This window comes from Ruegeria sp. CG1, from assembly GCF_056537265.1.
In genome coordinates, this window is the sequence record NZ_JBQFRF010000007.1 from 118,449 (window position 1) to 142,630 (window position 24,182).

Here is a 24,182-nt window from a genome sequence, read left to right on the forward strand (position 1 = left end):
TCAGCTCTCTTTCTTCAATGCGCAATGCCAGAGCCGGCAGCCTCGTCCAGGAGGCGGCCGGTACGAAAACGGTCAGGGTCGAAGGGGCGGCTGATATCGTGGTGGCCGCCTGTCGCCAGCAAATGCGCAAAGACGTATCCGCCAGCCGGGATCGCCTTGAAGCCGCCGGTGCCCCAACCGCAGTTGATATAGATCCCTTCGGTGCCCGAAGGCCCGATAAGCGGGGAACTGTCCGGGCTGACATCCACGTTACCTGCCCAATGCCGCAGCAATTTGACTTTGGCCAAGGCGGGTGCCATCTCGATGATGCCGGACAGGACAGTTTCCTGCATCGGCGAATTTCCACGCTGTGCATAAGACGGGATGCGGTCCAAACCGCCGCCAATGACCAATCCACCTTTGTCGGATTGGCTGAAGTAGCTACCTGTCATCGGTGAAAATGCCACCGTATCCATGACCGGCTTGACCGCCTCGGTGACGAAGGCCTGAAGGGCGTAAGAATGGATGGGCAGGCTGTAGCCCCCCATTTCGGCAAGTACCGAAGAGTGACCGGCAACGGCGACCCCGATGCGATCTGAACGGATTTTACCCAGTGTTGTTTCGACACCTTTGCAAACACCGCCTTCGATCAGAAAACCGGTGACCTCGCAATTCTGGATGATATCGACACCCTGCTGGTCTGCTGCGCGCGCGTAGCCCCATGCCACCGCATCATGACGCCCGGTTCCACCGCGCCCCTGAAAGATGGCCCCGTGAATCGGATAACGTGCGTCGCTTCCATAGTTCAGTATGGGTGCTTTCTTCTGAACGTCCTTGGCGTCCAACAATTCCGCATCCACGCCATTGATCTGCATCGCGTTTACTGTGCGAGAAGCGATCTCCATCTCAGCCTCGGAATGGGTCAACACCATCATTCCGCGCTGCGAGAACATCACATTGTAATTGATGTCGCGGGAGAGCTTTTCGTAGAGCCGGACCGAAAGATCATAGAGTCGGGTGCTTTCCGGGTAGAAGTAGTTCGACCGGATTACGGTTGTGTTGCGGCCGGTATTTCCGCCGCCAAGCCAACCCTTTTCAATCACGGCAACCTTTCTGACACCGTGGTTCTTGGCCAGGTAATAGGCCGTTGCCAAACCATGGCCACCACCACCTATGACAATCACATCATAGGCGTCTTGCGGGGCCGGACTCCGCCAGAGCGGAGCCCATCCCTTGTGGCCCCGCAACCCTTCGCGGAAGACCGAAAATGCCGAATAGTGACGCGACATTGTGTGTCCTTTGTTTTGTCAGCCAAGCAGAAGTTCCGGCAGCCATAGTGCGACGCCGGGGATGAATGTGGTCAAAAGGAGCGTCGGCAACCATGCGAAGCAGATGAAGATCATGGTCGGACCAAGCATTTTTTGCACCGGTGCATCGGTGACGCGAGCGCCAAGAAACAACAAAGGTGCTGTTGGTGGCGTGATGTTACCCATACCCAAGTTGACACCTAGGATTGCGGCAAAGTGGATCGGATCCACGCCAACGCTTTTTGCGATAGGCAAAAGCAGCGTCGCACTCAGGATCAAGCCGCTGAAATCATCCATGATCATGCCAATCAAGATCATCGTCAGGTTGATCATCAGCAAAACAACAATAGGGTTGTCCGAAATCGAAAAGATCAGCTCCTCAGCCATACCGGGGATGTCTTCGAAGATCAGGAACCGGCTAACGATCAGAACCATGAAGATCATGACCATGACCACACCAATGGTAACCCCGGATTCCTTCAGAGTTTCGAGGAATATTTTCCAGGTCAGGCCCTTGTAGACAAAAAAACCGATAGGGATCGCATAGATCACCGCAACGCCCGCCGCCTCGGTCGGAGTCATGATGCCGCCGTAAATGCCGCCCAAAATGATGATGGGCATCATCAGAGCGGGGAATGCGACAAGGGTCTTGCGACTAAACGCGAGGATCAGTCGCTCGCGCTCTTCAGGCAAAACAATATTGGTCTGTTTGCGCATCATGATCAGGTTGATGATCACCAAGAGAGAGGCGACGATGATGCCGGGCAAAACTGTGGCCAGAAAGCACTTGAGAACCGATTGCTGCGTGATCCAGGCATAGATTAGCTGTGCTGAGCTGGGCGGGATCAAAAGGCCCAGCGGGCTTGCCGCCACCAGAAGCGCGGCTGAAAACCCCTCGGGATAATTGGCTTTGCGCAAATGCGGCATCATGACCGAGCCGATGCATGTCAGTGTTGCAGCCCCGCTACCAGAGATGGCTCCAAACATCGCGCTTGCGACCACTGACGCTCCAGACAGACCGCCTCGAATGCGGCCCAGCAACATCTCAGCCAGATCGACAATCGGAGAGGCGATCTTACCGTTTTTCATGATGTCGCCCGCAACAATGAAGAGGGGAATCACAAGTATCACGACGGTGTTCATCTTCCAGTGGCCAGTTGGCAGGAAGCCAGACACGTCATGGCCGCCGGTATAAGCCAAAAAGATCAGTACGCCGCCAAAGGCGATTGGGACAGCCACACCCGCAAACAGCAGGATGCAGATAAGTAAGACGGAAATGCCGATGATCATTATGGATGTCCCTTCCCGGGATTGCCGGTAATGCCGCTCTTATCCATCTGAGCAATCACGCCTGCAGTTCCGAATTTCAGAAGTACGTAGAGGTGGAGCGCGCTGTAAAAGGCCATGAACGAAAACCCTACAAATATCCCGAGCCGTGGGACAAAGAAGGGTATGCGAAGCGCAATCGTTGTCTGCCATTGCGGGTAGGAGGCGATCTCATCCCGTAGCATCAGGATCGCCCAATAAACCAGAAAACAGGTTACAACTAACTCAACCGAAGTGATGATGGCTTTTCGCCACCAGACGATAGTTGGATTCGTAAGCCAGCTTTCCAGAATGTCGGCTTTGATCTGACTGTCTTCATATGTGCCTACAGCGCTACCAAGAAAGAACAGCCAAAAGCACATGGGCATCAGCCACTCTTCGTAGGCAAATAGGTCGCTCTTTAACACGTAGCGCAGCACCACCACCATGAAGAATGTCAGCGCGAGGATGAATGTTGAAAGCATCAGGAATGCTGACTTTATCTTAATCAGCCGTCTGACGGTTTGTCCCAATTTGGGTGGGAGTTGATCGGCAAGTTCTATCACGGCAACCGCTCCAGAATTGACGAAGTGGGCCGGGGAGAATGGCCCACTTCGCTAGGCTTCAGTTGGCGGTCAGGCGGTCAAGTATGTCCTGTCCAACGACATCCGCCACGTTCGGCCAAACGGTAGCCTGAATATGGGATTTGATCGCATCGCGCTCTTCTTGCGTGAATTCGATGATTTCCCAGTTTGAGTCGACCAGTTGATCGACAAAGCCCTGGCTGCGCTCCCAGGCCAACCGGCTGATCTCAGCGGCGGCTGCAGCTGTTTCTTTGTCCACAACGGCACGCTGCTCATCGTTCAGTTCGTTGTAGAAATCCTGATTGGCGTAGATCATCGTGCTTTCGATGAAGGCGTTGTACGGCACATATGTGTTGCCTACGTCGCTTGCTGCGAAGGTCGTATAGGCCCATTCAGGTGTACAGCAAATTGCACCGTCAATGGTGCCAGCCTGTACGGCAGGGAAGACTTCGGCCCAGTTCAGGGTCGTCACCTGGTAGCCCAATTCTTCCATGGTCTGTTTCGCGATCTGCGAAGACCAGGCGCGTACATTCATCTCCTGATTGCCCAGTCCAGTTGGATTCGCGGGACGTTCGGTGGCGATCATTCCGATCAGGCCCTCGCCAATAGTTGCCAGCGGCTGGATGCCAAAGGATGTCAGGATCTCTTCGAGGATCTGGTTGTACTCTGAATTCGGATCGCCATAGACAGCATCCAGTTCTTCCTTGGTGGTGACCAGGAAGGGAAGGCTGTTGATTTCGAGCCTTGGGTCTTTCTGTGCATACACCGTGGCATGAACCATATCCACGTTACCGCGAATGGCGCTTTCAAGAAGTTCCTCGCCGGAACCAAGCTGGCCTGCGGGGAAGTACTTCACCTTGAGGCCGACGCTAGCGTTTTCCATGTTCTCCGCCATTTGTTCAAGCACGGCGTTTCCAAAGTGCTCGGCAGGTACGGTGCCCGCGATACGCAGGCGTACATCTTGCGCAACAGCGGCTGACGCGGCCAGCGTCACGGCCGCGGTCATCATCATCAGACGTGACGTGAATTTCATTTCTAGTCTCCTGTTGGTTTGTGAATCTGGTTAAACAGCAACTCTTGAACATAGGTTGCCCTATGGTCAAACATAGGGATACAAATGACGTTATGGCAAGGATTTGTTTTTTTGTTGCTTTGAAAGCGGGCGATAGCAGCAGAGACGCTTGGCGTTTTAGAACCTGTCAATCTTGACTACCGTATTGATAGAAAATGTTATTCTCTCCCCGCAGCTATAACGCCATCACTTCTGAGTGGGCACGTCAGCAATCGGTGAAAATTAAGTGATGCTCAGTGGTCATCTGAGAGTCCGAATCAGTTTCGTGCTGATCGGACGATGTCAGTGCAGCTTGTCCTACTTGGAGCATCAGTAGGCCAACAACCTTGTTGGCACTATGCCCGTCACCTGCACCAGGCGGCATTTGAGAGCCAACACGACCGTTCGGTCATTGGGAGAATAGCCCTCATCTGGCAGGGCAAATTTGCATAGCAGGGTTGCGAAAATTTCACTTCTCAGGACTCAAAAGGAGGTCTAGGTGCGATTTTAGAAACAACATGCGCCCTGGAGCCAAAACAATGTCTAACGGCCTGAAAATTGCAAAAGAAGCCACCATCATGATCACGCTAACAATCGCCGTGGTTGCCGGAAACGTTTGGATGATGATGATGTAAACCCCTGCATCAGGGGAGGGTCGGCGGGAGTTTTCCCTTTGGCCCCAATCAAATCATATAGGCAGCGCGGAACAGAGTTTCGCGCTGTTTTTCTATTTCTGGACGTCTCTCAACACGCGGGGGCACCGGGCAAAATGTAGAGTGATGCGGGACGCGATCATTCAGATTGAGCTTACAGAACCATCTGTATGGGAGGTTCAGATGCACCTCTTCATACTGCCGACGCTCGTATCGGATGCCGAAACAGTAGCCGACCAGAAGCATGCGGATCATCAATTTAGCATCGACCAATGGCCGGCCCTTGTGGCTATAGAAATCAGTCAAATAGCCATCAGAGAGTGCGACGAGATGAGCTATTCGATTTCGTTGTTCTGCGCGCCGCAAGCGACCCGGACCGCTAAGAGGATTTGGTCAGTTGCGGAGGAATATCTGGATCAGCCATTTTGTAGCGACAAGGCTCCGCCGCCGCTATTGCGGTCATTCGCGCAGTCGCAGCGAAAGAGCGTTTTGTCCCGCAGAGCGGAAATTCGGCTAAAGATCAGGGAATGTCTGCTTGGTCCTTCTAGCCGGAACACGCTATCAGAGCGGCCTATGCCACTCTTGAAACCGGCCTAACCCAAAGAAGATAGATGCCCACTCGCAGGGGCGAGGCTTACGCCCCGCCCTTTACTAGGTTGTCCCGCTTCCAAAGAGGTTGCAGGTTGCTGTAGTGGCAAAGTTCGATGAGGTGTTCCAAAGACCCTGCAGCTGAGAGAGGGGTGATATGGTCCACCTCCCATTGACCATACCGATCCCATGTCATGCCGACCGAGAACCGGGCTTCAATGTGCCGCTTTAAATCAGCATGCGAGCAACCGACTGCCCGAGACGGGCTGGCCCAACCCCTCAATACCTGACCTGATCGGTTTTGTACTGACCTGAACATACGGTAAGAAGGATCGTTTGCTCGACACTGTCGATCCCTCTCCACCGTTTTCTCGGCGTTGCACTTAACGCACTGACGATTGCTGACATACCGCTCAGCCATGTGTCCATACTTGCACGGACGACCTGTCCAGAAACGAGAAAGGCCGCGCACGGCGGCCTCTTCACGAGTTAGGAACATCTGTTCCTCTGCTATGTCAAAGGGCATTAGGCTACTGCCGCCACCCGACGACCCTCCAACCGGGCAAGCAACTCAACCTGTCTCTGTCCTTTCGCATTGACCGGTCCACTGTTGACCTGTCCAGTCAGCAGCCAGTTTAACAGCAAGTTCCGCATTCTCTGAGAAGGCATGTAGAGCGTTACCCGACGCCGCGGTTCGTAGGCGTGTCCGGTTAGATTTAGACCCCCGACACGTATTGCGGATCGGAAGAGCCACTGCACCAGTTCCGTCAACGCATAGGCATCCGAGAACCTACGCGCCTCAATGCTATTGCGCTTCATGCCTAGAAACGTAAGCAGTTGTGGGTTGGGGTGTTGATCATAGAGGTACACCGCTGTTGTGCACCCGATATGATCATTGGTCCCGCGCGTAGTGTTGGGCACAAAGCTGACACCGTTTGTGGTCCATTCCTCGTCAAAGGTCTCCGTGTCCTTGTTGTACACGTCTTCCTTCACTGCGCGACCAAACAGCCGTGTATGCTTTGATAGCCTGCCTGCCTTTGGCTTTTGGCCTGTTACTGCCCCATGCCACAGGTCACGTGCACACGTCAGCATAACGGTTTTTAGGTTTACTCCATACAGTTCTCTGTCTTTGAACTTGCGTAGCTTCTGACCGATCGAAGAGCACTCCCGATGGGTTTTGATCGACTTTAGCTGTGCGCAATGTGTCCACTTTTGGTTCGCTATCTCTGGCATTGGTAGAACCGTTAGCGCGTTAGCAACATCTTCTCGCCATGCTGCCTCATCTACTGCATCCAGACGCTCCACTTCCAGAGTGAAGCATTCGGGGTGGTCTTTCCGCAGTTTTTGCAGGTACTGCAGCAGCACCGATCCTTCAGAAAGGTACGTGTAAATCGTCACGGATTTGGGCTTAAGCAAGAGTTCTTTGGGAATGGCGAGGACAAACAGCTTCTCGCTTATGCGATACAGTGCACCCGACTTGGCTTTGTCATAGAGTGATCGGTCAAATGTCTTGTTTCCTTTGTGGTAGAGCTCATCCCACAGTGCCGTCGGAACAATACGTCCGACAGGCTCCTCTTCCGCCAAGCCAAGGCCGAGGTAAGCTGTGTTAAAGTCAACCTTTCGGACTGTCTGGTCCACCTTCAAGGGATCAATGACCTCGTCGATGATGAGGTTGTATCCATCGAGTAGGTGATCGACTTCGATGGTCGGTTTGCCATTGCTATCGAACTTAGTACATCTCGCAATCCCTGTGTCTTGGGTTGCCAGAGTTCCAAGTCGGTAGAAAAGTGCGTGAGTACAAGCGATAGATTTGCCTGCGCGGATCAACTTCTCGCAGTGATCGCTTTTGTTGCTAACGTTGCTAACGGGTTGTGTAAGAATGAAATCCGAGCCTTTTCGGGCATCTTCGATGAACCGGTCCACCTCACTCAGGTAAGGCACAACTGCTATGTACTTCTCCTGCTTTTTGAAGCTGCGGTTGATCTGTGTGGATTTGCCATAGCCGCATGGCATGTCGACAAGACGAATGTGGGACATGAAGGTCTCCTGTTTTTGGTCCATTGGACCTATTTTGGGGATAGTGCTCTGACGTGTGTCGAGCAGATGGATTTGCCCCATTGGGGCGACTGGGAAAACTCCCGGTGAACGCGCAATGGCTAAACTAGAGGGATCAATAGCCCTCTATTCAGTACCTTTGCTTACAGGTCAGCGTGATTTAGTGTTTATTTACTTATGCTTAGTTGCCTCTTGCTCCACTCGCATTGGAGTGAAGGAAGGCCAAGTCGTCTAAGCGACCCGATCAACACTGACCAAGCGAAACCTATATGCTCAACTGAGGGAGCGGTTTTGCTCAAATGAGGGAGTGGTAACGCTTGTTAGTTCACAAGACGGAGGGTTAGCGCCTGTGTGTTCACAAGAGGAAGGGTTAATGCCATTTCCAAATGTGTGCGGGACAGAAAGCCAGCCACGGGACAGCCAAAAGGCTAGGGGAGCAATGTTGTCGCTTGATAGGGAGTAGGGTGGTCAAAAACTGACGCATCGAGAGACTACGACCACCCTGAACAACATCACGCCGATTTAGGCATGTTCGACGGCTGCCAACTTTGCCACGATGTCATCGGTCTGCAGGTGGGTGTAACGCATTAGCATCCGCAAATCTCGATGTCCGCTGATCATTTGGACCTGCGCCAACGATAACCCGCTTTCCACAAAGCGGGACATGGCCTCGTGCCGAATATCATGAAATGTAAGGTCAACCACACCTGCACGTTGTCTGAGGCGTTCAAAGGCCAATCGCACGGAGTTACCAGACAGGGGCAAACACCGTTCGTCACCGCGTGGCAGGTCCATCAACACGGCAACGGCATTTGGGCTGAGAGGAACAGTACGGGCGCGACCGTTTTTTGTTTGGGGCAAGAACACTGTCCGACGCTCAAGGTCTACATGCTTCCATTGCATCGACAGCAACTCGCCACGTCGCATCCCGGTAGCCAAAGCCAGCATCAACAATGGCTTCATCAACGGGGACCGAGATTGGTTCACGGCTCCCAACAAAGCCTTCCATTCTCCTTCCCGCAATCGTCTCTCGCGGCGGTTGTCTATCTTTGGTCGCCGGACAGACTTGACCGGGTTTCCCTGTGGCAGATTCTGCCCCCAATCCTCACAGGCGACATCAAGCGCGTGCTGTAACCAACCCAGTTCCCTAACGACAGTTGCCGCCTTCATAGTTTTGATGCGCTGGTCACGATAGTGGACAAAATCTGAGGATCGCAGCTTGCTGACCTTCCTGCTGGCTAACTTGGAGCACTTGCGCAGGAACCCGTTGATTGCATAACTTTCATTGTCCGCGCACCGTTTCTCGCTCGTGACGTTATCCCGGTACTTGCGCAGCACCTCACCAAGGTTCATCTCGGACGTGCTCGCACCGAGGGTTGGAGTTAGCAATCCTCTGTCCGCGCTCAACTCGGTCTCTCGCGCCCACTTCGTCGCATCAGCACGCTTTAGAAAAGACTTGGATCGGGATTGTCCGTCCTTCCGCACTGTCGCCTGCCACTTTCCGCTAGGTCTTTTTACGATTGTTGCCATGGCCCATATCTCCTGTGTTGGAGACACCTTTTCCGTTTAAGTGCAGCGGAGGTGCAGCGGGCACAGTTTCATTCGCAGTCCAGCAAAAGGTGCTAGTCGCGTAAGACCTTGATACACAGCGGGGAAAGGATGGTGGGTGATGAGAGACTCGAACTCCCGACATCTTCGGTGTAAACGAAGCGCTCTACCAACTGAGCTAATCACCCGTGAGGGCTCATGTAGCTAAGCCCGTGCGTGGGTGCAAGAGGGTATGGCACAATTTCTTTTGCAAAATCGCGCAAGGTTTCAGATCAGCGTTTAGGCAACTGGGCGCGGTTACCAATCGAGCAAACTCATGTGTCATATCGTGGTTGAATAGCGAAATGCGGATATCGCTGTCCAGGCGAGGCGGATCAGACACGTTGTTTAGCGATTGAGCGCTCTACCTCGGGAGTTTCCGGTTTTAGAGAAGCGCGACAGCATATTGATCTTGGGTTGGGCGATTCTCGTTTTCCACCGAATTCTGAGTTCAATATGGGCCGTAGCTTTGGTTGTAAGGCCAAAGGGCCTTGCCTGCCACGTGTTGCCTCCGATATGCCCAGAGGGATTGCAACCCTCTGATCCGGAGGCAAAGAATGACGGGCGCCTGTCGCTGTCTGATCGCAGCTTTGGCCTTCTGCGCGATACTCGCTGTCCCGGTTCGGGCCGAGGGCGTGCTGGTTTTTGCCGCCGCCAGCCTCAAGACCGCACTGGACGTGATTGCCAGAAGTTATGAGGCTGAGACCGGGCAAGAGGTGACGGTGTCGTACGCGGCCTCCTCGGTGCTGGCACGGCAGATACAAGCGGGGGCGCCCGCCGATCTGTTCATTTCCGCCAACGAGGATTGGATGGACGTGCTGCAGGATCAGGGCCTGATCGATACCGCTTCACGTATTGAGTTGCTGGGTAACGGGCTGGTTTTGATTGGTGCGCCGGGGGCTGACACGGCCGAGATTGAGGCGGGGTTTGACCTGAGCACCCGTCTAGGCAGTGGGTATCTGGCCATGGCTTTGGTCGATGCGGTGCCTGCGGGCATCTATGGCAAGGCCGCGTTACAGGGTCTGGGACTTTGGGGCGATGTTCAGGACCAGATCGCCCAGACGGACAATGTACGCGCCGCGCTGGCGCTGGTTGCGACGGGGGCGGCGCCTTTGGGCATTGTCTATCGCTCGGACGCTGTGGCTGATGAGCGGGTCGGGGTCATCGGTGTCATCCCGGCAGATATCCACCCAAAAATTGTGTATCCAGCAGCCCTGACTTCTACTGCAGAACCTACGGCGCACGCGCTTTTGACCTATTTGCAAGGCAATTCCGCACGGGCCGAATTTGTGAGGCAGGGGTTCTCCCTGCCCGAAGGTTAGTACGATGGGATGGTTGGGCCCGGCAGAGATGGAGGCATTGCGCCTGTCGCTGCGCGTATCGTTCTGGGCAACGCTGATCACGTTGCCCTTTGGGATTTTCATTGCCTATGCGCTTGCGCGCTGGCGGTTTCCGGGGCGCCAGTTGCTGAATGGTCTGGTTCATCTGCCTCTGATCCTGCCGCCGGTGGTGACCGGCTATCTGCTGCTGCTGACCTTTGGGATTCAGGGGCCGTTGGGCGCGCCTTTGGCCGAGCTTGGGATCGTTTTTGCTTTCCGTTGGACCGGCGCTGCGCTGGCTGCCGGGATCATGGCTTTTCCGCTGATGGTGCGCGCGATCCGGCTGTCGATCGAGGCAGTAGACCCAAAACTGGAACAGGCAGGCGCCACTTTGGGGGCGTCGCGTCTGCTGGTCTTTGGAACGGTGACGCTGCCAATGATCCTGCCTGGGGTCATTGCGGGCGCGATCCTGGCGTTTGCCAAGGCGATGGGAGAGTTCGGGGCCACGATCACCTTTGTTTCGAACATACCCGGTCAGACGCAGACGTTGCCCTCGGCAGTCTATGCGTTTTTGCAGGTTCCAGGGGGTGAGGCGGCGGCGACTCGGTTGGTGATCATCTCGATCATCGTCGCTATGGGCGCGCTTTTGCTGTCGGAATATGTGGGCCGTCGTGTGGCCAAACGCGTGGCCGGATCATGAGCCTGTCCGTCCGCCTGCAACACCAGCTGACCGGGATGAAGCTGGACCTCGATTTCGACGCACCTTCCGGTGTAACGGTTCTGTTTGGGCGTTCTGGTTCGGGAAAGACGACGGTGGTGAATGCAGTCGCGGGGCTACTGAGGCCCGAGGCCGGGCGGGTCGCGGTCGGCGATTGGGTGTTATTCGACACGGATCGTGGGGCATGGCTGCCGCCGCATCGGCGGCGTCTGGGCTATATCTTTCAGGAAGGCCGTCTGTTCCCGCATCTGACCGTACGCCAGAACCTGAATTATGGTCGCTGGTTTGCACCGCGCGGGGCACGACGCGAAAACCCGGATCGGGTGATCGAGATGTTGGGTGTTGGCCATCTGCTGGACCGCCGCCCAGCGATGCTATCGGGGGGTGAGAAACAGCGCGTCGCCATTGGCCGCGCCCTGCTGGCCAGCCCGCGCCTGATCCTTGCGGATGAGCCTCTGGCCGCGCTCGACGACGCGCGAAAGGCTGAAATCCTGCCCTATTTCGAACGGTTGCGGGACGAGGTATCGGTCCCGATACTTTATGTGACCCATTCGGCGGCCGAGGTTGCCCGGCTTGCAACGTCCGTGGTCGCGCTGCAGGACGGGCGTGTCGTGCGGCATGGTCCCGCGTCCGATGTTCTGTCGGACCCATCCGTGGCCCCTGCAGGCGTGCGCGCGGTGGGGGCCGTTCTGCGGGTCCGTGTTACGGCGCATCACGACGATGGCCTGTCCGAACTTGATGCCGGTGGCGCTCGTCTTTACCTGCCTCGGATTGCCCATCAAATCGGCGAAGAGCTGCGTATTCGTATTCCGGCGCAAGAGGTGATCCTGTCCAATAGACCACCCGAGGGTCTTTCAGCCTTGAATGTGTTGTCGGGGCAGGTCGAGGCGATCCGGGCAGGTGAGGGGCCCGGTGCAATCGTGTCGGTCAAAACAACTGCGGGTGTTGTGCTGGCGCGCGTGACCCGACGCTCGGTCGCGGCGCTGGGTTTGCAGCAGGGCAGTACATGCTATGCGGTGATCAAGACCGTCGCGCTGGCTCCACAGGATGTCGGTGGGCGGGTTGTCTAGGACCTAGGCAAGCGCACGCGCCTCATGTTCGCGCAGGATCAGCCGCGCAGCAAGGCCGAAGCCGATATGTTCGTCCGAGGCGCGCTCGGGGAATATCTCGGCGAGTTCCTGGAGCGCGTCAGAAGACAGCGTGTGGAGGGTTTCTTCACCCAGAAACAGGCTTTCGGCCTGAGCTCCTTCGGCAAACAAAATCTCGTGCCTGTCAAGCAGGATATGCAGGTATTCGACCGGCTCATCACCGGTATCAATATCTATTCCCGGCCACGAGCACAGATGTTTGGCGGCGACCAACACTTCGGGCGCGCCAAACAGCATCTCGACCTTGGGGCCGCTGATCAGGAGGCGATGCTGTTGAGACACCAGCAAATCGCGGGATGGAACACCGGGTCCCAGACTGCCTGCGGTCACACGCACCGGGCGCATCGCAGGATTTGCGCGCAACCGCTCGGGCGACATGGGGCTGCTTTCGATCCAGCGGATCGGCTGTATTCCGTGATCGGCAGTCAACACGTCGTCATCCACGCGCAGGGTCTCAATGGCGCGCTGGCCTTCCGCCGTTTCAATCAGAGTGCCTGCGGTATAGCAAACGCCTTCGATAGTGATATCAATGATCTGGGTCTGGGTTCCACTGAAGGTGAAGAAACCATTGGCGAAATTGGCGGTGACCGTCACCTCGAACGAGTCCAATTGGATTTCTCCGTCATCGAGGCTATCGAAGAAGGCCGGGTCGACGGTATAGGTCCATGTGCCGTTCGCATCTATTGAGGCGGTGCCAAAATCCGGTTGATCGGAGATTGCCCAGGTGGCCCCGGTGAAGGTTCCGAAATCCGATGTTGCGGTGACATCGAGGTCACCCGAAGCGACATTAGGAGGAAAGCCGGTCACGTCGCCCGTGATATCGCCCGATATGGTTACAACCGAAGTCATCCGTTTTCCTGCTCGAGCGTTCTGGCAAATTCGGCATCGCGGTAAAGGCGCATATGCACCTGTTGCTGGTCATCGCGTGTCCATTCGACGATACGTTTTGTGGATAGGTCGCTGCTGAGGCGATTGGTGCGCACGCGTGGGTGCGGGATGTCCCGTTTCAGCATGTCGACGATCTGACGAGTTTGGCCGAAGGGTGCCACCATATCGATGATCCAGAAGGATGAGCCACTGGCGAAATCGACATCTCTCAGCGGCTCTTCCTCCACCGCATAGCGATATTCGGCTTCCGGGCTGAGACCGGCAAATGTCACGAATCCGCGCGGAAAGCCGTTTTGGCGGAAGATGTGATACTGGCCCAATCTCAGCGGCGTTTCGAACGCATAGAGAACCTGCGCCAAACTGCGGTTACGATGCGTTTTGGTCAGGGCAGCCAGATAAAATAACGCACCGAAGTCGGCGTATTTTTCACCGGAAAGATCGAACCAGTCTTTGGGAAATGACTTTTCCACGGGCCACTCTGGAAACTGCTGATGCAGAGATCATAGCGCACCACATATTCAAAGAAAGAATTTTCACTCAAGTTGATGTGTTACGGGTTGAGTTAGACCTGAGGCCCGGTTTGACTATATTGATTCGTATAGGCTGGTTGGTCCCACGTCGTCTCAGCCGTGATCGCGTTTTTCATAGGGTGTTTTATATGCGTTTTCTTACATGCCTCTCTCTGACAGCCATCATACTGGCCCCCACCATTGCGCAGTCTCAGGGCGTTGGTTTTGGCTATAAACTAAGACCGCAGTTCAGAACCCAGATCACGCCGCTAAAGGATGGAACCTACGAAGTGAAGCCCGTCGGCGGGTCCTCGGCCGCGGTCACCTATTGGTGTGGAATTGGGGATTATGCAGTTCGCACATTGGGAGTTTCAAACTCGCAGCGGATTTATGTTTCCAAAGCTTACGAGAAAGGTGTTCGCACAGTGCAGTTTTCGCTAACTCCACCGCCCGGCGCGGATACCAATCCGGGATATTCTTTGACCGTCAACAGGGTGGGTGAGAACCTTTCCGCCGCTTCGGCGCAAAACTACTGCTTTGATAATTCCATCGATATGGGGTTTTAGCGGTCAGACCCATTTGGCCAAGGGCGGCAGACTCATCAGAACAGCATCGGGGTCGTGCCCGGTTTCCAGACCAAACTTGGTGCCCCGGTCATAGACCAGATTGTATTCGGCATAGAGCCCACGATGCACCAGCTGGGTGTTTTTGTCCGCGTCGTCAAAGCTTTGCACCCGGCGTTTTTCGACCAGAGGCAGAAAGGCGGGCAGGAAGGCGCGACCGATGTCCTGCGTCAGCGCAAAATCCGCCTGCCAGTCGCCGGTGCAATAGTCATCCATGAAGATCCCGCCGACACCCCGAGCGCGCTTTCGGTGGGGGATATAAAAATACTCGTCAGCCCAATCTTTGAGGCGCGGGTAGTGGCCGGGTCCGTGCGGGTCGAGATGCGCTTTTTGGGTGGCGTGGAAATGGGCGGTGTCGTCGTCATATTCGATGCAGGGATTCAGGTCGGAGCCGCCGCCGAACCACCAGGCATGTGGGGTCCAGAACATCCGGGTGTTCATATGGACCGCAGGCACATGCGGGTTCTGCATATGGGCCACAAGGCTGATGCCCGAAGCCCAGAACCGGGGGTCGTCCTTCATCCCCGGAATACCCTTGCGCGCGGCCATCGCGTTTTGCGCGCGCTCACCCAGCGTACCAAAGACGGTTGAGACATTAACGCCCACCTTCTCGAACACGCGGCCCCCGCGCATCACCGACATCAGCCCACCGCCCGCGTCGGAGCCATCGTCAGACTGCCGTTTAGTTTCTTTGACTTCGAACCTTCCCGGCTGAGAATCCGAGAAGGGGCCTGAGGTGTGGCTGTCTTCCAACGCTTCGAAGGCGGTTACGATGTCATCTCGCAACTGGCGGAACCAGGCAGCGGCGGTGGCTTTTTCTTTATCGAACATTGGGATCAGTGGGCCGGGGCTGCGACAGGGTCCAGCAGGGTGCGGCCTCCGTCAATGGTTAGAATTTGGCCTGTCATGAAGCCCGCAGCGTCCGACGCGAGAAATTGCGCGGTTTCGACCAGTTCGTTCGGAGCGGCAATCCGGGAAAGCGGAGTATGTTTTTCGATGTCGTCCCGGAAATCTCGGTTTTCTTTCAGCGTTGACTGCAATGAGGCGCTCATGACCGATCCTAGTGCGATGGAGTTTACGCGAATGCGGCTGGGCGCAAGTGCAACCGCCAACGAACGGGTCATCTGATCCAGCGCAGCGGTCGAAACGGAATAGGCCATCAGATCGGGATGGGTGCGGCGTGCGGCAATCGAGGACAGGTTGATGATTGACCCGGCAGGGTTCTCATCGTCTCCATCAGCCTGTTTGATAAATCGCTTAGCCACTAGTTGGCTCAGTCGCAGCGCGGGCATCAGGTTCTGGTTCAGCAATGTGCGCACGGAATCGTCATCGGTGTCCAGCGGGTCCGACGGGATCACCTGCCGCGCACCATTGATCAGGATATCAACCTGATCAAACGCATCCAGCGTGGCCGAAAGCAGATTGGCTATGGTCAGCTTTTCACGCAGGTCACCGGCGAAATAACGGATGTTGCTGTCATCCGCCTGTTCGCCCAGCTCATCGGACAGGCGCTTTTCATCCATATCGGCGAACATGACATTGGCGCCTGCATCGGCAAAGTGCCGTCCGATGGCCAGTCCGATGCCGTTGGCACCCCCGGTGACGATTGCGGTCTTGCCCGCGATGGAAAAGGACATGCGAATCCTCCTGAGTTCTGGCGCAGGTTAGCGGGCCTCAGCCCCGAGGGCGAGAGGCATGGAAAACCTTGAAGCGGTTGTCTCCTGCCACTTCGTCAACACGGGCGAAAGCCTCGGCCAGCGTTGCCTCGTAAGGCAGGTGGCGATTGGCGACCATCCAGAGTTGACCGTTGCGGGTGAGGTTGCGTGCCGCACTGGTGATAAAGCCCTGGCCCAATGTCGGGTCGGCGCTGCGCGAGGTGTGAAAGGGCGGATTCATGATCACCATGTCCAGCGGCTCGGGCGTGCTCCATTTGGTGGCGTCGGCCCAGTGGAACTGCGCACGGGGGTCGGTGACGTTGGCGCGGGCACAAGTAAGGGCGGTGTGGTCGGCCTCAACCAGATGCAGGCTGCGCAAGGTGTCGTCGATCAGCTTTGCGGACAGAAAGCCCCAACCTGCACCCAGATCAGCGATGCGCGTGCCGCGCTTGGTTGGCAGAGACTTCAGCAGCAGGGCCGAGGCAGGATCGATACCATCGGCGGAAAACACACCGGGCGCGGTATGGAAGCCGTCAACCATTTGGTTTTCAGGCGCAGCCCAGTCGGCAAAGGCGTCCGCATCAGACTGAAACCAGAAAATCTTGCCATGTGCCTTCGAGATTGGCCCCTCGATCGCGACCCGCTTGCGGATGTCTTTCAGCAAACTGTCGACGCCATCGGTTTTGGCCCCGTCCACCACGATGACCCCGCTGGCGCGGCTGCAGGCCTGATGGATCAGCGCCCGGGCCAGCGCCTTGGCGCGCGGTAGAAACACGACCGCATCCTGGCAAGGCGCGTCACTATTGGGCGTTGCGACAAAGCCCTGCGTGGCAAAGTGATCGTGGAACGGTTTGAACGGCTGCACCATCTGCGCCTCGCGCGGAAGGTCCGACAAATCGTGGTCCGGGGTAGGCGCCAAAACAGTCAGCGGTTGCGACAGGCTGAGCCCGCTGTTCAAGGCTAGATCAAGGCGAGAGGACATGGCCGTGCGTTATTCTTCGCGTTCCATGGTGCATTGCAGCGGGTGCTGATGCCTGCGCGCGAAATCCATGACTTGCCCGACCTTTGTCTCGGCAATCTCATGGCTGAACACGCCAACCACGGCGACACCTTTCTTGTGGACGGTCAGCATGATTTCAAACGCTTGCGCATGGGTCATGCCGAAGAACCGTTCCAGCACATGCACCACGAACTCCATCGGCGTGTAATCGTCATTCAGCAACAACACCTTATACAGCGGCGGCCGCTTGGTCTTGGGGCGCGTTTGCACCAGGACCGACGTGTCGTCGTCTTCGTCGTCCTTTTCAGACATGATCCACTGGTGTTTGCGCATTGCTGTAAGAGAATCTCGATTAACACTACGAATTGTTTCCCGGCTTATATAACGTCACGGTGGCCAGAGAAAAGAGCAACCGGACGGAAATGCGATGCGGGACAAGCTGACAACAATCGGGTTCGATGCAGACGATACCCTTTGGCATAACGAGCGTTTCTTCCAGCTGACTCAGGCATATTTTGCCGAATTGCTGGCCGATCACGCCGATCACGATCACCTGATGGAACGTCTACTTGCCGCCGAAAAGCGCAACATCCAGCACTATGGGTATGGCATCAAGGGCTTTACCCTGTCGATGATCGAGACAGCGATTGAGGTGACGGAAGATCGCGTACCGGCGCGCGTCATCCGCCAACTTGTTGAAGCGGGGCAGCAGATGCTGGCACATCCCATCGAACTGCTCCCCCATGCGCGCGAGGCCATCGAGGCGGTGGCCAAGACGCATAAGGTTCTGCTGATCACCAAGGGCGACCTGATCGACCAGGAGCGCAAGCTGGCGCAATCCGGATTGGGTGAGCTGTTCGATGGCGTCGAGATCGTGAGCGAAAAAACGGCGGCGACCTATGCGATGATTTTTGACCAGTACGGTGATGGACCCGACGCTTCGATGATGATCGGAAACTCGATGCGTTCTGACGTGGTGGCCCCAATCGAAGCCGGGTGCTGGGGCGTGCATGTCCCGCACGGGTTGGTATGGGAGGTCGAGCAGGCCGAGGTCCCAACTTCCAACCCACGGTTCCGCGAGTTGAAGGATTTGGGTGATCTTTCAGCTTTGATTGATCGGATTTCCTGACCTGTTGCCGTTTGACATCAGTCACAAAAAATTCGACGACACGGCTTGCCTGAAATTCGGCACAATCGCCGGTATGGTGTCCGGGCGCGCATGAAACACCATATGTAGCGTGAATCTGATCGTGTATATGATCCACTCAAACGCAGCTTTCAGTTTCTTTAAACCCGTCCCTGTGTTAGCCTGAAGAATATCAAAATAAAAATTGCTGACCGGGAAAACCCGGCGGCGCGAGGCAGACAGAGGCAAAGATCGTGCAGATTCGGCGGACAGTTCCGGCCCGAATGGGCTTATTACTTATAGCATTTCTGTGGCTGCTTTCATTTGCACCACTTCAGGGCATGGCGGCCCCTTACGCGGCCATGGTGATCGACGCACGCACCGGAGAAGTGCTGCATTCCCGCAATGCCGACACGCGGTTGCATCCGGCATCTCTGACCAAGATGATGACGCTGTATATTGCGTTTGAGGCCGTGCGGAATGGTGAGATCACGTTGGACACTCAGGTGCGCATCACCAAGGCTGCAGCGGCTGAGCCGCCCTCGAAGCTGGGTTTGCGCACTGGGCAGCGAATCGCGTTTCGCTATCTGATCCGGGCGGCGGCGGTGAAATCCGCCAATGACGCGGCAACCGCGATCGGCATCGCCCTCAGCGGGTCCGAGGCGGCGTTTGCTCGTCGCATGACCCGCACCGCCAAGGCGATGGGGATGAGCCGGACCACCTTCAAGAATGCCCATGGTCTGACCGAGTCGGGGCATTTGTCGACCGCGCGGGATATGACCACGCTGGGCCGTCACCTGCTGTATGACTATCCGCAGTACTACAACCTGTTCTCGCGCCAATCGACGAATGCCGGGATCAAGACTGTACCGAACACCAACCGCCGCCTTTTGGCAGCCTATCGAGGCGCCGATGGGATCAAGACCGGCTATACCCGCGCTGCAGGGTTTAATCTGGTTGCTTCGGCCAAGCGCAAGGATGAACGTATTATCGCGACCGTCTTCGGTGGCAAATCAGGTGCATCGCGCAACGCCCGGGTGGCCGAGCTTTTGGATATGGGTTTCCGCCGTGCCCCCTCGCGTGCGCCAATCCGTAAGCCCGCCCGCCCGGCCTATGCAGGGAATGCAGGTCTGGGTAGCGCACAAGTGGTCGCCCAAGCGGGCCCGCCGAAAAAGAGCCTGCGCCCGGTGTTGCGCCCAGTGGCGAGCGAAACGGTTCAGGTCGCGGGGTCGGTCGCCGCAACGGCTGAAAAAGACAACACCCGGATTCAGGACGGTATCGCTGCTGCGATTGCAGCAGCAGACATAGCACCGTCGGATGGCGCCAAGCCTTCCGAAAACGTTGTGCTGGCCTCGGTCGAACCGGCCAAACAGCCCGAGCCTGAACCCGAAGTTGTGACCCGCTTGTCCACTTCCGGCGGTCACCTTTGGGGCGTCAATGTTGGCCGCTACACCACACGGTATGAGGCCGAGAAGGTTCTGTTGAAAACTGCGCTGTCGGAAATGACCACTTTGGAAGGCACTTTGCGTAAGGTGAACCAAAGCTCGCGTGGGTTTGACGCGACATTTCAGGGCATGACCCGCGAGCAGGCTGATCTGGCCTGTCGTCGGTTACAGGCGCGCAATGTCACGTGTTTCATGATCGGGCCGTCATAAGACCCGGCATTCTCTCCTGGATGGGCCTGGGCTGCGATGACCTCGCAGCCCATTTTTTATGGCAAATCAATCGAAGACGTGGCCGTGCTTGTACTGTTCATCTTGCCCGGCCGCCGCAGTTAAGGCTGCAACGTTATCCTTGGTGAAGAAACCGTCGTAGTGATGACAACGTTCGATGTATTCGGTGATCAGCAGCGTGTGTTTCGAGTGCTTTGAGAAGATCTGTTTCAGGTTCGGATCATCTTTGCATTCCCCGACCACATGGGCCAGGAACGGAACGCCCTTGTCTTTAAGAGTGTTGACCACGAAATCGACATTTTTCTCACCCGCGCCATGGTCGCCGTCCTGAATTTCAACCGCCATGTGGTGCAAGCGTCGTCCGAAATTACGCACGAAATCCTCGGTTGGCATCGGCAATTGCTCGAAAGAGTTCACGAACGACGGCGTGTTGTTAGCAGTAAAGACCTTGGCAGGGGATTTCTTGTCGTCATCCACACTGGCATTGCGATTCACATTGGTCGACGAGTTCATGTCGAAGATGTTGTAGGCCCCCCAGAAGTAATAAGGCACCATGGTCAGAAACTCGAGGATCGCGTCCTCACGTTCCCCGGCCAGAATGCGTGTCGCCAGATGGTCGATCCCCAGCATCAGGGGTGCGATTTTGCTATCCATCCCAAACGCAGCGGCCTGATCCAGCTTGGCTTGTTCCACATCGCTCAGCAAAACACGATCGCCTAACCCCAGACTGTCTGTGTCGTTGAAATCCAGCGTGGAATAGCCGACGCGATTGCACGTGAAATCCGATGGCGTCGTAAAGCGGTATCCTTCCAGCGTGTAGAACGGATTTTCGGTGTCCCCAGAATATTCGAACCGAATATTCTGATCCTCCAGCGTTCCAGTCAGCGCCTTCAGGTCGGTGGCACCGTAAATCTCACCTACATATCGCGTCTGCGGCTTACCGCGCGCCAGCGGGTACATACGATTGATACGCGGGATGAAATCCTCGAATGCCGGGCTGAGCGGAGCCATCAGGATCAGCGCCGGATAATCGGCATGTGAATGCATCACCGAGAACTTGTGTGTCTGTCCCAAATAGCTGGCGGTGTGGCGATAGGGGGTCATCACATAAAGCTCGACCAGCGTGTCAAACAGCGCATCTGTCTCGACCTGAATGACAATGGCCCGCATCGCACCGACTTGATCCGCAATGCCCGAGCTGATGCGGCGCTCGTAAATCCTGGGAAGATATTCGGTGAAGAAGTCCGAGTTCTTCTTGTCGCCCCTTGGCTGGTAGGACATCAGATCAAAAGACATAGGCTCACCTCCTTGCGGCGCGTTGCTTGGATTTGTGGTAGTCAGATCATGCACTTGCCATGCATGCTAGGCGCTAAGGCCTGCATGGGCAACAGTTTGGAGATGGGGTGCCAAAGTTACGTTGTTGTAACTAATGGATGAATTTTGTGACCTCGACTCCGCCCGCGATCAGGTTCTCGCGCACCGAGTGCGCGATCTGAACTGCCGTCGGGCCATCACCATGCAGGCAGATCGTATCGATTGAGGTCTCAAGGCGTTTGCCGGATTCGGTGATGATGGCGCCTTCCTTCACCATGTTCAGAATGCGCGGTCCGGCCAGCGCCGGATCATGGATCACGGCTCCCGGCAGTGACCGATCCACCAAAGTGCCATCGTCGTTATAGGCACGGTCGGCGAAGATTTCGCCCACCCATTTGCAGTCCAGCTTGCGCACCGCTTCTTCTTGTTTGGTTACCGCCAGCACCATGATGATGATGTCCGGGTCCACGTCCAATGCGCCCTGATAACAGGCCCGCGCCATATCGATATCGACCGAGCACATATTGGCCAGCGCTCCATGTAGCTTTAGATGGCGCACTTCAGTGCCCACCGCCTTGGCCATGCCGATTGCCGATCCCAGTTGATAACGCACCAGATTGCGCAAGCTCTCATGGGGCACTTTCATGTTTCGACGCCCGAATCCCTGCAGGTCAGGAAAACCGGGATGCGCACCGATGCCCACACCGTTCCGGGCTGCCAGAGCCATGGTCTTGGCCATCACATCCGGGTCACCCGCATGAAAGCCACAGGCGATATTGGCTGATGTGATGATCTTCAGAAGGCTTTCATCGTCACCCATCTTCCACGGGCCAAAGCTTTCGCCCATATCGGCATTCAGATCGACGCTCGGCATCGCAATAACTCCTTATTCGGTGGCAGAGATCATTCCGCTGATCAGTTGGTAGGACAGGAGGTCCGGGATGTCATGCGGATCGCGGACCAATGGTTCAACACGGGCGGGCAGGCGGGCAAGGTCGGCCTTAAATGCGGCTTGCAGCGCGATGGCTTGTTCTAGTGTTACGAATTCGAAGCGCACCTCGCCTCCCGCCGGGGTCTGTGCAGCGCGGGGCAGATCACAGGGCAGAACGGTTGCGATGCGCGGGTAACCTCCGGTGGTCTGGCACTCGGGCAGTAGGATGTAGGGCGCACCGGTGCCGGTCATCTGTATATCGCCGGGGGTTATGACTTCGGACAGTATGTTCAACTGACCCTTGGCCGCGAAGCCGTCACCTTCACTATCCAGCTGCATGCCCATCCGGTTGGCTCGGGCGCCGCGGCGGAATGTCGTTTGCGTAAACCGTGCCAGCGTCTCGTCATCGAACAGTGCAGTTTGAAAGCTGGCCACAACCCGCAACGTCCCACCTGAAAACCGATCCTCCGAACGCAGCTTCAGGCCGGTCTTGCCGGTTTCCGTCGAAGGCAGGTGATCACCCGCTTGAACGGCGCGCCCGATCCTTGCGGTCAGATGGGCCGCGCGTGAGCCCAGCGTCATGTCGGTCCCGATCCCGCCACCCAGATTCAGATACCCGTAACTGCCCTGCAGCACCGACCCGACTACCAGCCGCTGCCCAGCCTCCATCTGATGCGAGGCATTCCACAAGACGGGGCTGCCATCGATACTGGCCTGCATCGGTGCGCCGGTCAGCGCGATGGCGGTTGGTGCGGTTGCCTCAAACTCACCACCCATCCCCGCCATTTCGAGGGCGGCGCTCGTTGGGGTGTTACCAAGCAACGCGGCCCCTTCATAAAGCGCAACTATATCTGCGGCGCCCGAACGCGACAGGCCTTGATCCAGATACCCGGTGCGCCCTTGATCCTGAACCGTGCAAGCTGGGCCGATGCGATGGACGATCAGCGTCATGTCGTGATCTCCTCGCAACTCGCACCACCAGAGCCATCAGTGCAGGTTGTACGGATATCCTCAAGCTCCTCGCGCGAGACTGAGATGAACTGCATCTCATCACCGGGGTTGAGGGCAAAACTTTGCTCCATGTCCGGACGAAAGCAACGAAACGCGGTTTGTCCAACATGACGCCATCCGGTTGGGGTTGGCCCCGAGAACAGGACAAATTGCGAAATTGCCAAAACCAACGCCCCTTCAGGTACCATCGGCGTCAGCTCTTTCAGGCGTGGAATGTTGAATTCGGGTCCGAGTGGCCCGAGATAAGGTTGGCCCGGCGCAAATCCGATGGTTAAAACCCGCACACGCGATTGGCTGAGACGATCAATGGCGTCCGCTGGTGACAACCCTGCTGCCAATGCCGCGTCTTCTAGCTGTGGCGCAAGATCGGAACCGTAGACCGTCGGCACTTTCCAGAATCGTCGCCCCGCAGGCAACGATGTAGCGTACCAATCGCGACTGACCAGCATAGCCCGCAGCAACTCTTCGATGTCCCGATGCGACAGGCTTAATGGATCAAACCTAATAAATGCAGATGCCAGCGAGGCCGAAGTCTCAAGCACGCCGTCAATCTGCTGCGCCTCGACTGCGCCCCGAAACGCCAGGGCGGCGCGGTTGGACGGCTCGGACATGGTTTGCGCAAAGGTCACCAACAGACCGTCAAATCCAACGGTTCGCAGCAAGGGAAACTTAATGTCATTCGTCATATCAAGGTCACAGGCGTATCGGGTTTGCTTTGAAAAGACCTGAGCCTATCCATAGACAATGCGCAAGGCCCTGTAAGACCAACTTGCATTGCGCCTGACGGCGCCGATATCGGGTGCGATTCCGGGATTGGAAATGAATCGCTGATTGCCGTCGAGTCGGTATAGTCTTGTGGGTGACTGTAGTGTTCTCACTATATGTTGGGTTTGAACCAACAAGCACTGAAACCTAGGCGGTATATCTGATGTGCTTGAAGGATGATTTTCGCCGATTTCTATGAGGTGAGTTCCATTCAGCTATTTGAAATTATTGTATAAAAAATGAATTTGAAGTTTTTTGCGATATTCTTGAATTTTCCACTTGCGCGTTGAATGCGTAAGGCATAGAACGCCCTTCACCGGCGCTGCTGAGGTGCTGGGACGCGGTGGAAGCTGCGGAGACGCTCGGGAGAGACTGGGGGCATCTGAGGTTTTT

The 24,182-nt window shown here is 56.3% G+C and carries 22 protein-coding genes, 1 tRNA gene and 1 pseudogene; 6 read left to right on the forward strand and 18 right to left on the reverse strand.

From position 1 onward, the window contains the following. Window positions 1–14: 14 nt before the first annotated feature. The 8 genes and pseudogenes from ACR0AU_RS18525 to ACR0AU_RS18560 form a co-directional block, all read right to left on the reverse strand. Window positions 15–1,268 (reverse strand): sarcosine oxidase subunit beta family protein, encoded by a 1,254-nt coding sequence (locus ACR0AU_RS18525; RefSeq protein WP_480796070.1) that lies wholly within the window; start codon window positions 1,266–1,268, stop codon window positions 15–17. An 18-nt stretch (window positions 1,269–1,286) separates the two neighbouring features. Further along, window positions 1,287–2,576: a TRAP transporter large permease gene (locus ACR0AU_RS18530; RefSeq protein ID WP_480796071.1), complete on the reverse strand. Its 1,290-nt coding sequence runs from the start codon at window positions 2,574–2,576 to the stop codon at window positions 1,287–1,289. Next, window positions 2,576–3,157: a TRAP transporter small permease gene (locus ACR0AU_RS18535; protein ID WP_480796072.1), complete on the reverse strand. Its 582-nt coding sequence runs from the start codon at window positions 3,155–3,157 to the stop codon at window positions 2,576–2,578. Before ACR0AU_RS18535 ends, ACR0AU_RS18530 begins: the two co-directional genes overlap by 1 nt. 58 nt (window positions 3,158–3,215) lie before the next feature. After that, window positions 3,216–4,208: a TRAP transporter substrate-binding protein DctP gene (dctP, locus tag ACR0AU_RS18540; RefSeq protein ID WP_480796073.1), complete on the reverse strand. Its 993-nt coding sequence runs from the start codon at window positions 4,206–4,208 to the stop codon at window positions 3,216–3,218. Between the two features lie 785 nt (window positions 4,209–4,993). Next, window positions 4,994–5,218 (reverse strand): annotated as a pseudogene (locus ACR0AU_RS18545) (transposase); the annotation flags it as partial. Between the two features lie 774 nt (window positions 5,219–5,992). Beyond that, window positions 5,993–7,504, reverse strand: a complete 1,512-nt coding sequence (locus ACR0AU_RS18550) for a hypothetical protein (protein WP_480796074.1) — start codon at window positions 7,502–7,504, stop codon at window positions 5,993–5,995. Window positions 7,505–8,044: 540 nt separating this feature from the next. Beyond that, window positions 8,045–9,052 carry a tyrosine-type recombinase/integrase gene (locus ACR0AU_RS18555; RefSeq protein ID WP_480796075.1) on the reverse strand — a complete coding sequence of 336 codons (1,008 nt, stop codon included), beginning with the start codon at window positions 9,050–9,052 and terminating at the stop codon, window positions 8,045–8,047. A 130-nt stretch (window positions 9,053–9,182) separates the two neighbouring features. Then, window positions 9,183–9,258 (reverse strand) — tRNA-Val (locus ACR0AU_RS18560). Window positions 9,259–9,666: 408 nt separating this feature from the next. Between ACR0AU_RS18560 and modA the strand changes: the two genes are divergently transcribed. Genes modA through modC form a run of 3 tightly spaced genes read left to right on the forward strand, consistent with a single transcriptional unit; the run spans window position 9,667 to window position 12,216 of the window. Further along, window positions 9,667–10,431: a molybdate ABC transporter substrate-binding protein gene (gene modA / locus ACR0AU_RS18565; RefSeq protein ID WP_170733630.1), complete on the forward strand. Its 765-nt coding sequence runs from the start codon at window positions 9,667–9,669 to the stop codon at window positions 10,429–10,431. Between the two features lie 4 nt (window positions 10,432–10,435). After that, window positions 10,436–11,128: a molybdate ABC transporter permease subunit gene (gene modB, locus ACR0AU_RS18570; RefSeq protein ID WP_170423885.1), complete on the forward strand. Its 693-nt coding sequence runs from the start codon at window positions 10,436–10,438 to the stop codon at window positions 11,126–11,128. Continuing rightward, complete coding sequence (gene modC / locus ACR0AU_RS18575; RefSeq protein WP_170733631.1) at window positions 11,125–12,216, forward strand: molybdenum ABC transporter ATP-binding protein; 1,092 nt, start codon at window positions 11,125–11,127, stop codon at window positions 12,214–12,216. Before modB ends, modC begins: the two co-directional genes overlap by 4 nt. A 3-nt stretch (window positions 12,217–12,219) precedes the next feature. On the opposite strand, the gene ACR0AU_RS18580 is transcribed toward modC, so the two are convergent. Together ACR0AU_RS18580 and ACR0AU_RS18585 are read right to left on the reverse strand one after the other, a co-directional pair. Beyond that, complete coding sequence (locus ACR0AU_RS18580; protein WP_170733632.1) at window positions 12,220–13,143, reverse strand: Hint domain-containing protein; 924 nt, start codon at window positions 13,141–13,143, stop codon at window positions 12,220–12,222. Further along, window positions 13,140–13,652, reverse strand: a complete 513-nt coding sequence (locus tag ACR0AU_RS18585) for a toxin-activating lysine-acyltransferase (RefSeq protein WP_170396036.1) — start codon at window positions 13,650–13,652, stop codon at window positions 13,140–13,142. The genes ACR0AU_RS18580 and ACR0AU_RS18585 overlap by 4 nt, the downstream gene beginning before the upstream one ends. Before the next feature lie 188 nt (window positions 13,653–13,840). Here ACR0AU_RS18585 and ACR0AU_RS18590 point away from each other — a divergent pair, with 188 nt between their 5' ends. Continuing rightward, a complete protein-coding gene (locus ACR0AU_RS18590) occupies window positions 13,841–14,257 on the forward strand; it encodes a hypothetical protein (protein WP_170396038.1) in 417 nt (138 codons plus the stop codon). Window positions 14,258–14,260: 3 nt separating this feature from the next. Here ACR0AU_RS18590 and hemF read toward each other — a convergent pair whose 3' ends face one another. Genes hemF through clpS form a run of 4 tightly spaced genes read right to left on the reverse strand, consistent with a single transcriptional unit; the run spans window position 14,261 to window position 17,302 of the window. Continuing rightward, on the reverse strand, window positions 14,261–15,145 hold the full coding sequence (hemF, locus tag ACR0AU_RS18595) for an oxygen-dependent coproporphyrinogen oxidase (protein ID WP_170664081.1): 885 nt from the start codon (window positions 15,143–15,145) through the stop codon (window positions 14,261–14,263). Between the two features lie 5 nt (window positions 15,146–15,150). Further along, the gene (locus ACR0AU_RS18600) at window positions 15,151–15,951 is read right to left on the reverse strand and encodes an SDR family NAD(P)-dependent oxidoreductase (RefSeq protein WP_170408883.1); all 801 of its coding nucleotides are present in this window, start codon (window positions 15,949–15,951) and stop codon (window positions 15,151–15,153) included. Between the two features lie 37 nt (window positions 15,952–15,988). After that, window positions 15,989–16,951, reverse strand: a complete 963-nt coding sequence (locus ACR0AU_RS18605) for a class I SAM-dependent methyltransferase (RefSeq protein WP_480796076.1) — start codon at window positions 16,949–16,951, stop codon at window positions 15,989–15,991. A gap of 9 nt (window positions 16,952–16,960) precedes the next feature. Further along, window positions 16,961–17,302 carry an ATP-dependent Clp protease adapter ClpS gene (gene clpS / locus ACR0AU_RS18610; RefSeq protein ID WP_170396046.1) on the reverse strand — a complete coding sequence of 114 codons (342 nt, stop codon included), beginning with the start codon at window positions 17,300–17,302 and terminating at the stop codon, window positions 16,961–16,963. A gap of 94 nt (window positions 17,303–17,396) precedes the next feature. On the opposite strand from clpS, the gene ACR0AU_RS18615 reads away from it, so the two are divergent. Further along, window positions 17,397–18,098, forward strand: coding sequence for an HAD family hydrolase (locus ACR0AU_RS18615; protein WP_480796077.1), 702 nt, complete (start codon window positions 17,397–17,399; stop codon window positions 18,096–18,098). A gap of 281 nt (window positions 18,099–18,379) precedes the next feature. Continuing rightward, on the forward strand, window positions 18,380–19,750 hold the full coding sequence (locus ACR0AU_RS18620) for a D-alanyl-D-alanine carboxypeptidase family protein (RefSeq protein ID WP_170396050.1): 1,371 nt from the start codon (window positions 18,380–18,382) through the stop codon (window positions 19,748–19,750). Between the two features lie 66 nt (window positions 19,751–19,816). Here the strand turns inward: ACR0AU_RS18620 and ACR0AU_RS18625 are convergent, their stop codons facing one another. From ACR0AU_RS18625 to ACR0AU_RS18640, 4 genes are all read right to left on the reverse strand, one after another. Beyond that, window positions 19,817–21,064, reverse strand: coding sequence for a hypothetical protein (locus ACR0AU_RS18625; RefSeq protein WP_480593253.1), 1,248 nt, complete (start codon window positions 21,062–21,064; stop codon window positions 19,817–19,819). 130 nt (window positions 21,065–21,194) lie between these two features. Further along, a complete protein-coding gene (locus ACR0AU_RS18630; protein WP_480796078.1) occupies window positions 21,195–21,956 on the reverse strand; it encodes a LamB/YcsF family protein in 762 nt (253 codons plus the stop codon). Window positions 21,957–21,968: 12 nt separating this feature from the next. Next, window positions 21,969–22,964 (reverse strand): 5-oxoprolinase subunit C family protein, encoded by a 996-nt coding sequence (locus tag ACR0AU_RS18635; protein WP_170776386.1) that lies wholly within the window; start codon window positions 22,962–22,964, stop codon window positions 21,969–21,971. Beyond that, window positions 22,961–23,710 (reverse strand): 5-oxoprolinase subunit B family protein, encoded by a 750-nt coding sequence (locus tag ACR0AU_RS18640; protein WP_480796079.1) that lies wholly within the window; start codon window positions 23,708–23,710, stop codon window positions 22,961–22,963. The genes ACR0AU_RS18635 and ACR0AU_RS18640 overlap by 4 nt, the downstream gene beginning before the upstream one ends. Between the last annotated feature and the right edge of the window lie 472 nt (window positions 23,711–24,182).

Coding starts and splice junctions, on each gene's coding strand:
- modB (WP_170423885.1), top strand. CDS start 10,436: ATGGGATGGTTGGGCCCGGCAGAGATGGAGGCATTGCGCCTGTCGCTG.
- clpS (WP_170396046.1), bottom strand. CDS start 17,302: ATGCGCAAACACCAGTGGATCATGTCTGAAAAGGACGACGAAGACGAC.
- ACR0AU_RS18625 (WP_480593253.1), bottom strand. CDS start 21,064: ATGTCTTTTGATCTGATGTCCTACCAGCCAAGGGGCGACAAGAAGAAC.
- hemF (WP_170664081.1), bottom strand. CDS start 15,145: ATGTTCGATAAAGAAAAAGCCACCGCCGCTGCCTGGTTCCGCCAGTTG.
- ACR0AU_RS18600 (WP_170408883.1), bottom strand. CDS start 15,951: ATGTCCTTTTCCATCGCGGGCAAGACCGCAATCGTCACCGGGGGTGCC.
- ACR0AU_RS18525 (WP_480796070.1), bottom strand. CDS start 1,268: ATGTCGCGTCACTATTCGGCATTTTCGGTCTTCCGCGAAGGGTTGCGG.
- modC (WP_170733631.1), top strand. CDS start 11,125: ATGAGCCTGTCCGTCCGCCTGCAACACCAGCTGACCGGGATGAAGCTG.
- ACR0AU_RS18605 (WP_480796076.1), bottom strand. CDS start 16,951: ATGTCCTCTCGCCTTGATCTAGCCTTGAACAGCGGGCTCAGCCTGTCG.
- ACR0AU_RS18580 (WP_170733632.1), bottom strand. CDS start 13,143: ATGACTTCGGTTGTAACCATATCGGGCGATATCACGGGCGACGTGACC.
- ACR0AU_RS18630 (WP_480796078.1), bottom strand. CDS start 21,956: ATGCCGAGCGTCGATCTGAATGCCGATATGGGCGAAAGCTTTGGCCCG.
- ACR0AU_RS18530 (WP_480796071.1), bottom strand. CDS start 2,576: ATGATCATCGGCATTTCCGTCTTACTTATCTGCATCCTGCTGTTTGCG.
- ACR0AU_RS18635 (WP_170776386.1), bottom strand. CDS start 22,964: ATGACGCTGATCGTCCATCGCATCGGCCCAGCTTGCACGGTTCAGGAT.
- ACR0AU_RS18590 (WP_170396038.1), top strand. CDS start 13,841: ATGCGTTTTCTTACATGCCTCTCTCTGACAGCCATCATACTGGCCCCC.
- modA (WP_170733630.1), top strand. CDS start 9,667: ATGACGGGCGCCTGTCGCTGTCTGATCGCAGCTTTGGCCTTCTGCGCG.
- ACR0AU_RS18640 (WP_480796079.1), bottom strand. CDS start 23,710: ATGACGAATGACATTAAGTTTCCCTTGCTGCGAACCGTTGGATTTGAC.
- ACR0AU_RS18550 (WP_480796074.1), bottom strand. CDS start 7,504: ATGTCCCACATTCGTCTTGTCGACATGCCATGCGGCTATGGCAAATCC.
- ACR0AU_RS18615 (WP_480796077.1), top strand. CDS start 17,397: ATGCGGGACAAGCTGACAACAATCGGGTTCGATGCAGACGATACCCTT.
- ACR0AU_RS18620 (WP_170396050.1), top strand. CDS start 18,380: ATGGGCTTATTACTTATAGCATTTCTGTGGCTGCTTTCATTTGCACCA.
- dctP (WP_480796073.1), bottom strand. CDS start 4,208: ATGAAATTCACGTCACGTCTGATGATGATGACCGCGGCCGTGACGCTG.
- ACR0AU_RS18555 (WP_480796075.1), bottom strand. CDS start 9,052: ATGGCAACAATCGTAAAAAGACCTAGCGGAAAGTGGCAGGCGACAGTG.